Here is a 14,861-nt window from a genome sequence, read left to right as displayed (position 1 = left end):
AAACCCCTCTTTCAATAATATTTTGCTACTATCTTTATTGATAAAGATATTAAATCCTTCTACTTGTATATAGAAGAATTATTTATATTTTGAAACCCACTTACACTAATGTAACGATTATCATTGTTACAAACATAATCGTTAAGTAGTTAAGTGAGTAAACAAACATCTGTTTTGCCCATTTGATATCATCTTTCTTTTTAAAACCACTAATACCGAGGACTAACCACCCGATATTTAGGAGGGTTGCAATTGTTACAAATAGGCCACCTAAAGAAAACATATAAAATGGAAGTGGGATCAAGCAAAGAACCCAAATCATGATTTGTCTCTTTGTCATTGCAAACCCATGAACAACCGGCAACATCGGAACTCCCGCAGAACGGTATTCTTCAACTCGTCTCATAGCAAGTGCTAAAAAGTGCGGCGGTTGCCAGATAAACATAATAAAAAACAAGAGCCACGCTAGAACGTGTAATTCTGGATCAATCGCTGCCCACCCAATAAGAGGAGGTACAGCCCCAGATATACTTCCAATTACGGTATTAATTGTATATCTACGTTTTGACCACATTGTATATAAAACGATATAAGAGAAAACTCCAATTAATCCAATCACTGCAGCAGTAACTGTAGTGAGAAGTAGAAACCCAGTTCCTATTAGTATGAGTATTAATCCCAATACTAAAACATGTTTAGGATTAATTCTACCGGTTACAGTTGGACGTACTTTTGTACGTTCCATTACATGGTCAATATCTCGATCATAATAATTATTCACCGCACAGGAACCAGCTATAACCAACGCAGAACCAACTAGCGCATATATAACGATATCGATTTCCTGCAAAAAGCTTTGACCCGTAAAGAACAAGGCAAGCCATACACCCGTAAAGGCGGTTATTAGATTGGAATTTACAATCCCAATTTTTATGATTGCTAGGAAATCCTTAAGGGCAGTGGTTCGATATTCCTGATCACGATTTTTTTCATTCTGTATCTTTTCATCTGCACTAAGTACAGACCTTGTCGTCGTCATCATGAAGCCTCCTTATTTTAATAACGATACTTTCAAACATTGCATACAGCAATCTTATCAGCCTCATTCTTTTCAATTAATGAACGTGATACCATCATTCTGCACTATCTTCAATCTTAAAAAACGCAATAATAAAAATAAAGCGTTTTCGAGATGTGAGGTATGTATAAAAAGTACAAGTTTTATCTTATCCAGTTTATTATGTTGTAGATATTATAAATTATATTAAAAAATACCCTTTCTGTATATTAAATCACATTTTTTAGTTTTTTTGTGAACATTTAGTTAATAATTTATGACTTTTTTGTGACCTTTAAATGACCGCAAAACCGCTATTTAAACACTATTATCACTATATTAATAGTGTTAATCCCTTGTTTATAGGTACTTGTCCAAATGTAAAACAATTCCCCTATCTATTTCTAGCAAACTCCTTCATAATTTTCAACCTTTTTTACTACAATAATAAATTTTTTTCAATTTCATGCGGGTTGTAAACAAATCGTAAATTGTGTAATATCGATAATAGTGTTCCTTTGAAATTTATCTATTCTTTAGGTATGATAAATATCGTAAAAATATAGGTAGAATATAGGGATATCTGCAAAGTAAAGTTAAATACTAGACAATGTTATAGTTTTATAAAAGTAAGAAGGTGATTTTTTGAGCCGTTCATTAAAATGGTTATCGGTTTTAACAACGATCGGTATGCTATTTGTGTTAATCGGTGGTGCTCTTGTAACGAAAACAGAGTCAGGAGCTGGTTGTGGAGATTCATGGCCATTATGTCATGGGCAGTTAATCCCTGAAGAAATAACATTTGAATTAGTTATTGAACTAAGTCATAGGGTTGTTTCTGGAGTAGTAGGGATTTTAGTATTAGCTCTATCTATTTGGTCTTGGAAAGCAATCGGTCATATTAGAGAAACGAAATTTTTAGCATTTATATCTTTCTTTTTCTTAGTTTTACAAGGACTGATTGGTGCTGCAGCAGTTATGTGGGGGCAATCTGATATCGTACTGGCCCTTCATTTCGGGATTTCGCTTATTTCCTTTGCTTCTGTATTATTATTGACGTTACTTATTTTCGAGATTGATAAAAAGTTTGATGCCGACTCACTGGTGATTGACAAAAAACTACAAACTCAATTTTACGCCATAACAATCTACAGTTTAGTTGTTGTATATACCGGTGCACTCGTGAGGCATATTGGCGCTTCTCTTGCTTGTCCCGATTGGCCTGTGTGTACTTACAACAATATCGGCTTCCCCACTCAAATTCATGAATGGGTTCAAATGGGGCACCGGGCATTAGCTGGTGTATTATTCATTTGGGTATTGTACCTTTTCATCCGCATTTATAAGCACTATAAGCATGAAAAAGTTCTCTATCGCGGCTGGATGATTGCTCTTGGTTTAGTTTCTATTCAAGTTACTTCAGGGGCCGTCATTATATTTTCCAGACTAAATCTATTTATTTCTCTAGCACACGCTTTATTTATTGCTTGTTTATTTGGAGTATTTAGTTACTTCATTCTATTATCTTCAAGAAGCAAGAAAAATGAAGTGGCACTAAGATTAGAAGCTGAGAAAGCGAATGAAGACTCTATAAATGGAAATCAAACAATTACAGTGCAATAAGCTAAAAAGTCCGAGGATGCTCTCCTCGGATTTTTTGCATAATTTAAGCCCCAAAGTAAACTTTGGGGCTTTCTTTGGTTATTTTGTAAGTTCAAGTAAGAGATCGCCTGTTTGAATAGCTTCACCGTTTGCAACGTGAATATCCTTCACTATTCCAGTGTAAGGTGCTTGTACAGTAGTTTCCATCTTCATGGCTTCTGTAATCATGAGATGGTCCCCTTTATTCACCTTGTCACCTTTTTCAACTAATACTTTTATCACCGTACCTGGCATTGTTGCGCCAATATGGTTATCATTATCGCGATCAGCTTTTAGCTTCGCAACAACTGTTGATTTAATATTTGTATCTTTAACGATTACTTCACGTGGCTGACCATTCAATTCAAAATAGATAACCCTAGTACCATCTGGTTGAGCTTGACCTACTGAAACAAGCTTAACAATTAATGTCTTTCCTTGTTCAATCTCTACTTCAATTTCTTCTCCAAGTCTCATTCCATAAAAGAAAGTAGGTGTATCTAACATTGAAATATCGCCAAATTGCTCAAACATTTTTTGATAATCCATAAATACCTTTGGATACAACGCGTAAGAGATCATCTCTTTATTCGTTACATCGCGGTGTAAGCTATGTGTTAAAGTATCTTTTATCTCGCTAAAATTAACAGGCTCTAGTAATTCTCCAGGGCGAACTGTAATTGGTTCGCGTCCTTTAAGGATAATTCGTTGAAGTTCCTTAGGGAAACCACCATGAGGTTGACCTAAAAATCCTTCAAAGAGTTCAACTACTGAATCAGGGAAATCTAGTGTTTCTCCTCTTTCATAAATATCATCTTCAGTGAGATTGTTTTGAACCATGTAGAGAGCCATATCTCCAACTACTTTTGAAGAAGGGGTTACTTTAACAATATCTCCAAACATATCATTTACACGACGATACATTTCTTTAACCTCTTCCCATCTTGTACCGAGGCCAACTCCCTTAGCTTGTTGTTGAAGGTTACTATACTGTCCTCCTGGCATTTCATGCTGATAGATTTCAGTATGTGGCGATGTCATCCCACTTTCGAAATCTTGATAATATTTACGAACTCCCTCCCAATAACGTGCAATCTCTTCATATGCCGTTACAGAAAGTTCAGGTTTTCTAGCTGTCCCTTCTAATGCATATAATAATGAGTTTGCACTTGGTTGAGACGTGAGGCCAGCCATTGAGCTCACTGCTACGTCAACAATATCAACTCCAGCTTCAATTGCTTTTGCATACGTAAATAGTCCATTCCCACTCGTATCATGTGTGTGTAAATGAATAGGAATTGAAACTGTTTCCTTCAATGCAGAGATTAAAGTATAAGCCGCTTGTGGCTTAAGTAATCCTGCCATATCCTTAATTCCAAGCATATGTGCACCTGATTGCTCAAGCTCCCTTGCTAATTCTTTGTAATATTGTAAATCATATTTTGAACGTGTTGGATCTGTTATGTCACCTGTATAACAAATCGCTGCTTCTGCAATTTTTCCATTGTTACGAACAGAATCGATAGCAAGTGTCATACCCTTAACCCAGTTCAAGCTGTCAAATATACGGAATACATCAATTCCTGATTCTGCTGATTCTTTTACGAATTCACGTATTAGATTATCTGGGTAATTTTTGTAACCAACCGCATTTGATGCTCGAAGCAACATTTGGAATAAAATATTTGGTGCTTGCTTGCGTAATGTAGCAAGACGGTCCCATGGTTCTTCATTTAAGAAACGGTATGCCACATCAAATGTTGCTCCACCCCACATCTCAAGTGAGAATAATTCTGGTAATAATCTTGCAGTTGGATCTGCAATATGCTTAATATCATTTGTCCTAAATCTAGTTGCTAGTAATGATTGGTGTGCATCACGGAATGTTGTATCAGTGAAGAGAACTTGTTTTTGTTTTTTCACCCAATTCACTACGCCTTCTGGACCATGTTGGTCTAGAATTTGTTTCGTTCCTGAAGGGACTGGTTCATTATGTTTTACTTTTGGTAAAAACGGCTTATCAAACACAGGCTTTCTTTTCTTTTCAACACCAGGGAAACCGTTAACAGTTACATTTCCGATATAGGAAAGCATTTTTGTACCACGGTCCTTTGGTTTAGGAAAAATGAATAACTCAGGTGATGAATCAATAAAGGATGTATCGTATTCTCCGGATAGGAATTTTTCATGTTTAACAACGTTTTCTAAGAACGGGATATTTGTTTTAATTCCACGGATTCTGAATTCCTTCAAGTTTCTGACCATTTTGGATGCAGCTTGTTCAAAAGTTAAGGCCTGAGTAGATAACTTAACTAATAAAGAATCATAATATGGTGTGATAACTGCACCTTGGAACCCATTTCCTGCATCAAGACGAACACCAAATCCGCCACCACTTCGATAAGCACTAATTTTACCTGTGTCAGGCATAAAGTTATTTAATGGGTCTTCTGTTGTAACACGGGATTGAATTGCATACCCATGTGTTTTGATATCTTCTTGTGCTGGAATGCCAATCGCATTACTGTGTATCGAATGACCTTCAGCAACTTGTATTTGTGTTTGTACAATATCAATACCTGTAATCATTTCTGTAATTGTATGCTCAACCTGTACGCGCGGGTTTACTTCAATAAAGTAAAACTCATTATTCGCAACTAAGAATTCAACAGTTCCAGCATTCAAATACTGTACATTTTTCATTAATTTAACAGCAGCTTCACAAATATCTTGGCGTAATTTCTCTGTTAAAGATACACTTGGCGCTACTTCAACAACTTTTTGATGGCGTCGTTGAACAGAGCAATCGCGTTCATATAGATGAACAATATTACCTTGACTGTCACCGATAATTTGAACTTCAATGTGTTTTGGATTTTCAATAAGCTTTTCGATATAGACTTCATCATTACCAAATGCAGCCTTAGCTTCTGATTTAGCACGTTCGTATGACTCTTTTAATCCTGCCTTGCTACGGACAATCCGCATTCCACGTCCGCCACCACCAAGAGATGCTTTGATAATGACTGGATAACCGTGTTCTTCTCCAAATCGCACTGCCTCTTCCAAATTCTTCAATGGTCCATCACTACCAGGAATAACTGGGATCTCCGCTTTTTCCGCTTGATGTCTAGCTTTTACCTTGTCTCCAAACATATCTAAATGAGTAGATTTAGGTCCAATGAAAATAATATTCTCTTCTTCACATCTTCTTGCAAAATCAATATTTTCAGATAAGAATCCATAACCTGGATGAATCGCATCTACGTCATTTTCTTTTGCGATTTCAATAATCCCTTCAATATCCAAATATGCATCAATTGGTTTCTTTCCTTCACCAACTAAATAAGCCTCATCAGCCTTATATCGATGATAAGAGCCTGCATCTTCCTTCGAATATATTGCAACTGTACGAATATGCAACTCCGTACAAGCCCTGAATACACGTATTGCGATTTCTCCCCGATTGGCAACTAGTACCTTCTTGATGCGTTTCTCCATATAAATCCTCCTTTAAATAAGAACGTAAATTTATCATCAACATATAGATAATGGTTATCTATAAGAGACATAGTTTTTTTGATAAGTACGAGCTGGTTGATTTTGTGGCTTCTTTTCTTTTGTACTATACATAGAATGATAGTTTGTAAACATTGAAACATTGATCAGAATCCCCATGGATGCCATTAATAGCAATAATGAAGAACCTCCATAACTAATAAATGGTAATGTAACTCCAGTGATCGGAATAAGTCCTGTCAAACCACCTAAATTGATAAAAGTTTGAATGGCAACCATAGATGATATACCGACTGCAAGTAAACTACCAAATGGGTCAGTACATTTTCTAGCAATTTGAAATCCTCGTAAAACAATATATGCTAATAATAATAATACAAATAATACTCCAAATAAACCTAATTCCTCTGCAATAACTGCCATTATGAAATCTGTATGGGCTTCAGGGAGATAATTAAACTTTTGGATACTTTGTCCAAGCCCCAGGCCTTTCCACCCACCAGCTCCTAGAGCAATGTATGAGTTTACCAATTGATAACCATTTTTTTCATCCTCAAATGGATGCATAAAACCTAAAAAACGGCCCATTCTGCCTTCAGATAATATCCCATCTGATAAAATATATAATAATGGTGATAAAATAACTGCTGTTATTAGGCCAAGTAATATCAACTTTCCTAAGCTTCTTAGATTCATTCCTGAACATAAAATAATGGATAAAGCAATTAATCCTATAATAAAGGCCGTTCCATAGTCAGGCTGGATTGCTACTGTCATACATATACAGAGAGTAAAAATGATTGGCGGCATAACTGCTATACCAAATTGGTTGATATATGCTTGTTTCTTAGAATAGACTGCAGCAAGATAAATAATAACACTTAGCTTTGTAAACTCGGAGGGCTGAATCCCCCTTGCTCCTACCATTATCCAGCTTTGTGCATTATTAGCTGTGTGTCCAACGACAAATACTAATAAAAGCATCGCAACTGAACCTAGGACAATTATAAGAAGAATTTTTTTTGTGGCATATAGTTTATAAGGTAGAATCATGGTTACAAAAAATGCAACTGCACCTACTAGTAAGGCCATTCTTTGTCTATCAAAAAAGAATGATGGGTTTTCTCCAAACTTAGGGGCTGAGGCAATGACCATGCTTGCACTATAGACCATGACTAGTCCAAAACAACATAAAAGAAAAACAGCAAGGACTAAAGTATAATCATATGATTTTAAAATTTTCTTGAGCATTGGGCATCTTCCTCTAAATAGAAGGTATAATTATTTATTGTACTATATTTTTGCAATATATATTGCAAAAAACCTCCATTTTCTTTTAATCTTATAAACTATTAAAACAATATTAAGTGAAATCCTTTAATAAAAAATACTGTAAAACGGGAAAACTGTAAACCCAAATTATAAAAAAACTCAAATTATCCTAAAGTCATGATAATTTGAGTTAATTTATCTATAGATTTTTCCTACTTTCGGGTAGAAGCTTCATGTAGAACGGATAATTCACGCTCAAGTTTTGAGATGAGCTCTTTACCTTCATTGCTCTCTATTAATCCCAATCTTACCGCAAAGTCTATTTCTCTGGATAATCCGAACATTTGCGTATCCAGTACTTCTTCGTATAATGGGCATTGAGGCATAGTTAAATTATCCATTTGAACTTTAATAAGTTTTAATATTTTTTCAGCATCTGCTTGTAGTAAAGACAGTGCTTTTTCACGGTGATTCACCGAAATCTCTGAAGTCAATTCATAACCCCTCCGTTTGCGAAGCGATACCTAATCCTATCTATAAATATTAACCTGTATACAGTAAAATTGCAAGAATAAATAGAAAAGACTAGCACTCTTATAAATGGAACTAATTAACAATTAGGCAATTATCAGGTTTCACTCCAATAATAAAAGTCTGATACTTCCTATTACGTTTCAAAACCTCTATAATATGAATGAAAGGAATGATTTATCGATGATTATTATGATTGAAGGAAAGACTAAGTATAACATTACACTTGATCCTAGTGTGTGGATTTTTGATGATCGTAGAGTAGATTTACTTACATATTTCGATTCAAATCAAAAAGTGGAAGAAGATTTAAGCGAATACACAAAGTCAGTTTCAAAGCATTGGGATAGAGAAATCCGCGAAGGTGCGATTTACCCTCCTACTCTCAAAACAGAAAAGAAGTTTTTGAAAGAAAAAATATTAACCGGTACATATGGCATTCCATTTTGTGATTTTATTAAAAATGCAGAACCGTTAGAAGATGCCACAACCTTAAAAATTGTACAAAAAGAACAAGAAACTAAGATTCCATTAAGTGAAGCATATGATGCTATCCTTGGGTTTTCAAATGTAGGTAAACCATTACGTGAAGATGGTCCTGTCCATTTTTATTTTGGAGATGGTTCAAACCGTGAGAACCCAATAAAACATATAACTCGTTTTATCATTGAATAATTCAGAAATACGTAAGCGATATCCTCAACACCGACTAGCGCTGGAACCTCAACGAGGATGGTATGGCCACAGCAGGATGGTGAAGCCTGACTCGGGAGGCAATGCATTCGAGCTTAATATGAGAATAAAGCCTGTCACTAACCCTTTTAATCGAGGAAGCATGACAGGCTTCATACTTTAAAGAATATCTGCAGCTAATTGGGCAAGGCCAGATCTTTCTCCCTTAACTAATCGAATATGGCCACCTATTTTTTGGTCCTTAAACTTCTCTACCACATATGTTAACCCATTATTGTATTCATCCAAATAAGGATGGTCAATTTGTTCAGTATCTCCCATAAACACGATTTTACTTTTTTCCCCTACTCTAGTAAGGATTGTTTTTACTTCATGCTTGGTTAAATTTTGAGCCTCATCAATAATGATAAATTGCTCAGGGATGCTTCTACCTCGAATATAAGTCAATGCCTCCACCTCTATCGAACCCATTCCAGCTAAAATGGCATCAAGTTCTCCAGGTTTTTTTGTATTAAACAAATATTCAAGATTATCGTAAATTGGCTGCATCCACGGCCTAAGCTTTTCCTGCTTTTCTCCTGGTAAGAATCCGATATCTTTACCAACTGGGACGATCGGACGGGCTACTAAGAGTTTCTTATACTTACCCATATCCTCCGTCTGCATTAAACCAGCAGCAAGCGCCAACAAGGTCTTCCCTGTACCAGCCTTGCCTATTAAAGTCACCAATGGAATATCATCTCTTAACAACAGCTCAAACGCCATTGTTTGCTGCACATTTCGAGGTTTAATGCCCCATATATGATCCAGTTTAAAATTAAGCTTTCTAACTACTTTACCTGTCTTATCGACTATTCCAATAGCAGATGAGGAACCTCCAAGTGCGTCTTTTAATAAGATAAATTGGTTTGGATAAAATGGATGGTTAACTAACTCTGTAACATGAAGCTCCCCTTTTTCATAAAAAAGGTCAAGTAGGTTACGATTTATATAAATCTCGAGGAACCCCGAGTATATATGATCAACCTCAACGACGCGGTCATTTAAAAAATCTTCAGATTGTAGTCCTAATGCGTCTGCCTTAACACGAACCAGTGCATCTTTACTAACTAAGATTACCTGTTTCCCATTTTCTTTTTCTTGTTCTTCTAATGAGAGATTTTTGGCAACTGCCAAGATGCGATTATCATTTGTTTTTTCAACAAAGATATCTTGTAATTCATGGAAGGATCTGTGGTTTAATTCAATCCTTAGGCTTCCACCAGTTTCAAGCTGGATTTTTTCGTGGAGCTTCCCTGTTTTCCGCAAATTATCAATTAATTTTGAAACTTGCCTTGCATTTCTACCTATTTCATCCATATAACGTTTTTTTGAGTCTACCTCTTCTAAAACAACTGCTGGTATAACAACCTCATTATCTTCAAATGAATATATTGCTCTGGGATCTTGCAGTAATACATTTGTGTCTAATACATAAATTTTCCCCAAAATCACGCCTCCTACTCAAGTCGGTTTCATTTTTTGTTTTAGGAGTGAAACAGGTTATACATTCGTGTAAGAATTTTTTATTTTATTATATTAGTCATTCCTCTTTTTGTTCTTATAAGGACGACCATTGATAAAAATATATGTCTGAATGAATAAAGATAGAAGAATAATTGAACAATAAAAAAAGAAAACACATTGAGCGATAGGAGGCAAAACAGTGAGATATATTAATATCCTTCTGTTCTTAACTATAATTTTTATTATTTCTGGTTGTGGTACATCAAATAATGCTGGAGAAAATGAGAAAGATACTCGTGTAAAAGTTCAAAATTCAATTGAAAACCATGTTGACAGAAAAACAGGACAAGAAATAGCGAGTCATCTTGTCGAACTTGCGAGTAGTGTCCCAAACGTAAATGATGCAACTGCTGTTGTTCTAGGGAAGTATGCAATTGTCGGAATTGATGTAAATGCAAAATTAGAAAGGTCAAGAGTACAAACGATTAAGTACTCGGTTGCTGAAAGCCTGCAGCATGACCCTTACGGAGCAAATGCAATTGTTGTTGCAGACGCTGATACGTATGAACGTTTAAAACAAATGAAAAAGCAGATTGAAGATGGACGACCTGTTACAGGTATTTTGGACGAATTAGCACAGATTGTCGGCAGACTAGTACCTGATATTCCAAGCGATATAATTGATAATAACAATACAGAACCTACAAAAACAAATGACAGCCAGCTGAAAAAAGAAGAACAAAAGAAATTTGATAAAGAACAACAAGATCAGTCCAATAAAAAAATGGGTAATAAATAATGGTTGAATGTAATCACAGCACGAGAAGATGGTTTCTCGTGCTGCTTTTATTTATAAGTAATAGTTCTTAAGTTTTTTGATGATATGGGACTATTTTGTATAAGGTTCAATTTAATTTTACTTTCATTGTGTTTATGAAGGACTTTACGCATGGGGCCGACTTCCGCGTGGGACTTTCATCCACTCTTTGAAGGACTTTACGCATGGGGCCGACCTCCGCGTGGGACTTCATCCACTCTTTGAAGGACTTTACGCATGGGGCTGACCTTCGCGTGGGACTTCATCCACTCTTTGAAGGACTTTACGCATGGAGCTGACCTTCGCGTGGGACTTCATCCACTCTTTGAAGGACTTTACGCATGGGGTTGTGTCTCGCGCGGACTTCATCCTCTCTATGAAGGACTTTACGCATGGGGCTGCGCCTCGTGCAGGACTTCATCATCCTATAATCAGCATCTTCCAAACGTTATTTCAACTGGACCTTGTTTCATCCGATAGAAATAGTATTCTCTATAAAAAAGACAAACTTTGTCAGAAAAGTGTGTGTTGTTGTATAATGGGAAAAAGAAACTAGATAATACTAGAGGGGTTCATAAAAAATGAAAGTAAAATGTGTAATTTGTGATAAAATTGAAGACATCGAGGATGAATCAAGTCAAGCAAAACGTTTGAGAAATCGCCCAATTCATACATATATGTGCCAAGAATGCCATGACCGTATTGAAACAAGAACGATAGAACGAATCGCAACTAACAAATTCAAGTTATACCGTAAAAAGAAAACAGAGGATGATTGGTGGTAAAAACAAAAGTGCAAGCGCCTTTTTTAGAGGAACATCGACTACCTTCTGCCACGTCCTGTTGCAAACATCGATGTCAGCACTTCCTCGAAAATACTTTGCATTTTCTTCGTGCGATGAACATGTTCCCGACGCCTTTCATGTCCTGTGCAAGTCCGACGAGTACAAGAACAGACGTCTTGAAGATTGAACTTTGACCTTCCAGACGAATTAGCTTGTGACCTCGAGGGGCTATGCGCTGGAACAGTATGTAGCTGGGCAACATAACAGGTTATCCAGCTTAATATAAAAGCCGAGCTATGCGCTCGGCTTTTTGTTTTATTCGTAGTTATGGTATCTCTCGGGATGTTGCTGGATTTGATCGTGCATGATATCGATTAATTCAATCGGGAACCTTGCACTTTTTGCTTCCCCGTCAATTGTATACTTCACAAGATACATTACATCATCTTTTTCAATTTCGATGTCCTTCAGTTTAAACTCATTTACTAAAATATCCTCGAAAAGATCGAATGTTTCCTTTGCAGCTTTATCATCAGGTCGAGCTTCAGCCACAACTTTAATCGTTAACCAATTATAGATTGCATCCTGCAAGGATTTCATAAAATTGCCTCCTTATTTTACGCTTCACTTTTTTTTGATTGGTGAAGTCGAATTTTATAAATGATTAAAATAAGAGCGGCAATCGCCAATCCTTCTGCTATTGGTAAGAATGCACCTAAAAACGTTAAAATTGTACACCCTAAAGCAAGAAATAAATAAATCACAATATTTTTTAACAATGGCAACTTCTTTGCAAAACCTAACTTAAACACAATAATTGTTAAAAGCAAGATCACAATGTATAACATATTTGAACCGACACTGGGAGTTGTCGAACTATAGATTGTTTTTGCAACTGGCCACATGTGTTCGTATACATCCATTCATACCCCTCCTTCTCACACTTTCCTATTATCAAATGCGCCTTGGCGTATTTGCGCCCAGATTTTTTTCGAGCTTGCTCGAAAAATTTCCTTTAAAAAATCTGTGGCATCGGCCGAAGGCTTAACTTTATACAGCTGGGTTATGAACCCTGAATTAATTGTATATTTTTTACAGGTCCCCACTTAGAGAAGCAGAGAATTTTGCTGTATAAAGTTAAAGTATCAGAAAGGGACAAGGTTCACAACATTAATGATTCACTTCAGCAAGTTTTTTTCTTTTTGCTGCTTTTTCACGTTCATTTTTATCAAGAACTTTCTTACGTAAACGGATGGATTCTGGTGTAACTTCACAGTACTCATCATCGTTTAGGTATTCAAGTGATTCTTCTAATGACATGATGCGAGGCTTTTTCATTGTTGTTGTTTGGTCTTTATTCGCTGAACGCATATTTGTCATTTGTTTCATTTTCACGATATTAACGGTTAGGTCATTTTCACGAGTATGTTCTCCAACAATCATACCTTCATAAACTTCTGTACCTGGTTCAACGAAAATAGTTCCACGGTCTTCAACACCCATAATACCGTACTGAGAAGCTTTTCCTGATTCCATTGAAACAAGAACACCTTGTCTACGTCCACCAACATTACCAGAAGCCATTGGTTTGTAGCTATCAAAGGTATGATTCAATATACCAAATCCTCTAGTTAAAGTTAAAAATTCAGTTGTATAACCAATTAGACCACGTGCTGGAACCATAAAGATGAGTCGCACTTGACCATTACCATTATTAATCATATCTAACATTTCACCTTTACGAGCTCCAATCGACTCCATAATGGATCCAGTGTGCTCTTCAGGAACATCGATTTGAACACGCTCAACTGGCTCACAACGAACGCCATCAATATCTCTTACGATAACTTCTGGCTTCGAAACCTGAAGCTCATATCCCTCACGTCGCATATTTTCAATTAAAATTGATAAATGCAACTCCCCGCGACCAGATACAACCCATGCATCAGGAGAATCTGTGTTCTCAACTCGTAAGCTTACATCTGTTTGAAGTTGTGCACGCAAGCGCTCTTCAATTTTACGGGAAGTTATATATTTCCCTTCACGTCCAGCAAAAGGACTGTTGTTAACTAAAAACGTCATTTGTAGAGTTGGTTCGTCAATATGAAGCACTGGTAATGCATCTTGGTGTTCAATTGGACATACCGTTTCGCCTACATTAATATCTTCCATACCAGAAACTGCAACGAGATCTCCGGCTTTTGCTTCCTGAATTTCAATACGCTTTAAGCCCGAGAAACCAAATATCTTTGTCACACGGAATTGTTTAACACTTCCATCTAATTTCATTAAGGCAACTTGCTGTCCAACGTGCATAGTTCCTCTGAATACACGGCCGATACCAATTCTTCCAACATAATCGTTATAATCAAGCAATGCTACCTGGAATTGTAGTGGTTCTTCACTATTATCAACTGGAGCAGGGATATTTTCTAGAATACAGTTAAACAATGCTTCCATATTTTCATCTTGTTGATGTGGATCAGTACTTGCAGTTCCATTAATAGCCGAAGCATATACAACTGGAAATTCTAATTGTTCCTCAGAAGCATCAAGTTCGATAAATAAGTCAATTACTTCATCAACAACTTCTTCTGGTCGAGCAAAGTCACGGTCAATTTTATTTACTACCACAATAGGTGTAAGATTTTGTTCCAATGCTTTTTTCAATACAAAACGAGTTTGTGGCATACAGCCTTCATAAGCATCAACAACTAATAATACTCCATCAACCATTTTCATAATACGCTCAACTTCTCCTCCGAAGTCAGCATGTCCTGGTGTATCCATGATATTGATTCGCGTATCTTTATAATTAATCGCTGTATTTTTGGCGAGAATAGTGATACCACGTTCACGTTCTATGTCATTTGAATCCATTGCACGTTCCTCTACGTGCTCATTTGTACGGAATGTTCCTGATTGGTGAAGCATTTTATCAACCAGTGTTGTTTTTCCATGGTCTACGTGAGCGATAATTGCTATATTTCGTAAATCATTTCGTATTGTCACTATTTACACATCTCCTAGAATTAATTTA

At 36.3% G+C, this 14,861-nt stretch carries 12 protein-coding genes; 4 read left to right on the top strand and 8 right to left on the bottom strand.

The features are described 5' to 3' along the window. Window positions 1–100: 100 nt before the first annotated feature. Entirely contained in the window at window positions 101–1,039 is a 939-nt protein-coding gene (gene cyoE / locus AC6CHV_RS08920; protein WP_498078754.1) for a heme o synthase, read from the bottom strand. A gap of 663 nt (window positions 1,040–1,702) precedes the next feature. Between cyoE and AC6CHV_RS08915 the strand changes: the two genes are divergently transcribed. Further along, on the top strand, window positions 1,703–2,680 hold the full coding sequence (locus tag AC6CHV_RS08915; RefSeq protein WP_341332000.1) for a COX15/CtaA family protein: 978 nt from the start codon (window positions 1,703–1,705) through the stop codon (window positions 2,678–2,680). Window positions 2,681–2,758: 78 nt separating this feature from the next. Here AC6CHV_RS08915 and pyc read toward each other — a convergent pair whose 3' ends face one another. From pyc to AC6CHV_RS08900, 3 genes are all read right to left on the bottom strand, one after another. After that, window positions 2,759–6,199, bottom strand: a complete 3,441-nt coding sequence (gene pyc / locus AC6CHV_RS08910) for a pyruvate carboxylase (protein ID WP_498078753.1) — start codon at window positions 6,197–6,199, stop codon at window positions 2,759–2,761. Between the two features lie 54 nt (window positions 6,200–6,253). Then, the gene (ftsW, locus tag AC6CHV_RS08905; RefSeq protein ID WP_498078752.1) at window positions 6,254–7,468 is read right to left on the bottom strand and encodes a putative lipid II flippase FtsW; all 1,215 of its coding nucleotides are present in this window, start codon (window positions 7,466–7,468) and stop codon (window positions 6,254–6,256) included. A 233-nt stretch (window positions 7,469–7,701) separates the two neighbouring features. Beyond that, the gene (locus tag AC6CHV_RS08900) at window positions 7,702–7,983 is read right to left on the bottom strand and encodes an Fpa/YlaN family protein (protein ID WP_099363135.1); all 282 of its coding nucleotides are present in this window, start codon (window positions 7,981–7,983) and stop codon (window positions 7,702–7,704) included. Window positions 7,984–8,203: 220 nt separating this feature from the next. On the opposite strand from AC6CHV_RS08900, the gene AC6CHV_RS08895 reads away from it, so the two are divergent. Beyond that, window positions 8,204–8,695, top strand: coding sequence for a peptidyl-prolyl cis-trans isomerase (locus AC6CHV_RS08895; protein ID WP_341332003.1), 492 nt, complete (start codon window positions 8,204–8,206; stop codon window positions 8,693–8,695). A 177-nt stretch (window positions 8,696–8,872) separates the two neighbouring features. Here AC6CHV_RS08895 and AC6CHV_RS08890 read toward each other — a convergent pair whose 3' ends face one another. Continuing rightward, window positions 8,873–10,201 (bottom strand): PhoH family protein, encoded by a 1,329-nt coding sequence (locus AC6CHV_RS08890; protein ID WP_341332004.1) that lies wholly within the window; start codon window positions 10,199–10,201, stop codon window positions 8,873–8,875. 217 nt (window positions 10,202–10,418) lie between these two features. On the opposite strand from AC6CHV_RS08890, the gene AC6CHV_RS08885 reads away from it, so the two are divergent. Both AC6CHV_RS08885 and AC6CHV_RS08880 read left to right on the top strand, forming a co-directional pair. Continuing rightward, window positions 10,419–11,018: a YhcN/YlaJ family sporulation lipoprotein gene (locus AC6CHV_RS08885; protein ID WP_440273685.1), complete on the top strand. Its 600-nt coding sequence runs from the start codon at window positions 10,419–10,421 to the stop codon at window positions 11,016–11,018. Between the two features lie 599 nt (window positions 11,019–11,617). After that, a complete protein-coding gene (locus AC6CHV_RS08880) occupies window positions 11,618–11,821 on the top strand; it encodes a YlaI family protein (protein WP_341332005.1) in 204 nt (67 codons plus the stop codon). Window positions 11,822–12,136: 315 nt separating this feature from the next. Here AC6CHV_RS08880 and AC6CHV_RS08875 read toward each other — a convergent pair whose 3' ends face one another. The 3 genes from AC6CHV_RS08875 to typA all read right to left on the bottom strand — a co-directional run bounded on the left by AC6CHV_RS08875 (window position 12,137) and on the right by typA (window position 14,833). Then, on the bottom strand, window positions 12,137–12,421 hold the full coding sequence (locus tag AC6CHV_RS08875) for a hypothetical protein (protein ID WP_341332006.1): 285 nt from the start codon (window positions 12,419–12,421) through the stop codon (window positions 12,137–12,139). 17 nt (window positions 12,422–12,438) lie between these two features. Beyond that, complete coding sequence (locus AC6CHV_RS08870) at window positions 12,439–12,744, bottom strand: YlaH-like family protein (RefSeq protein ID WP_099353582.1); 306 nt, start codon at window positions 12,742–12,744, stop codon at window positions 12,439–12,441. Between the two features lie 247 nt (window positions 12,745–12,991). Next, window positions 12,992–14,833 (bottom strand): translational GTPase TypA, encoded by a 1,842-nt coding sequence (gene typA / locus AC6CHV_RS08865; protein WP_121445018.1) that lies wholly within the window; start codon window positions 14,831–14,833, stop codon window positions 12,992–12,994. Between the last annotated feature and the right edge of the window lie 28 nt (window positions 14,834–14,861).

The sequence above is a fragment of the Ferdinandcohnia sp. GQ5 genome (genome assembly GCF_059759275.1).
This window is presented reverse-complemented; position numbering and strand designations above follow the sequence as displayed.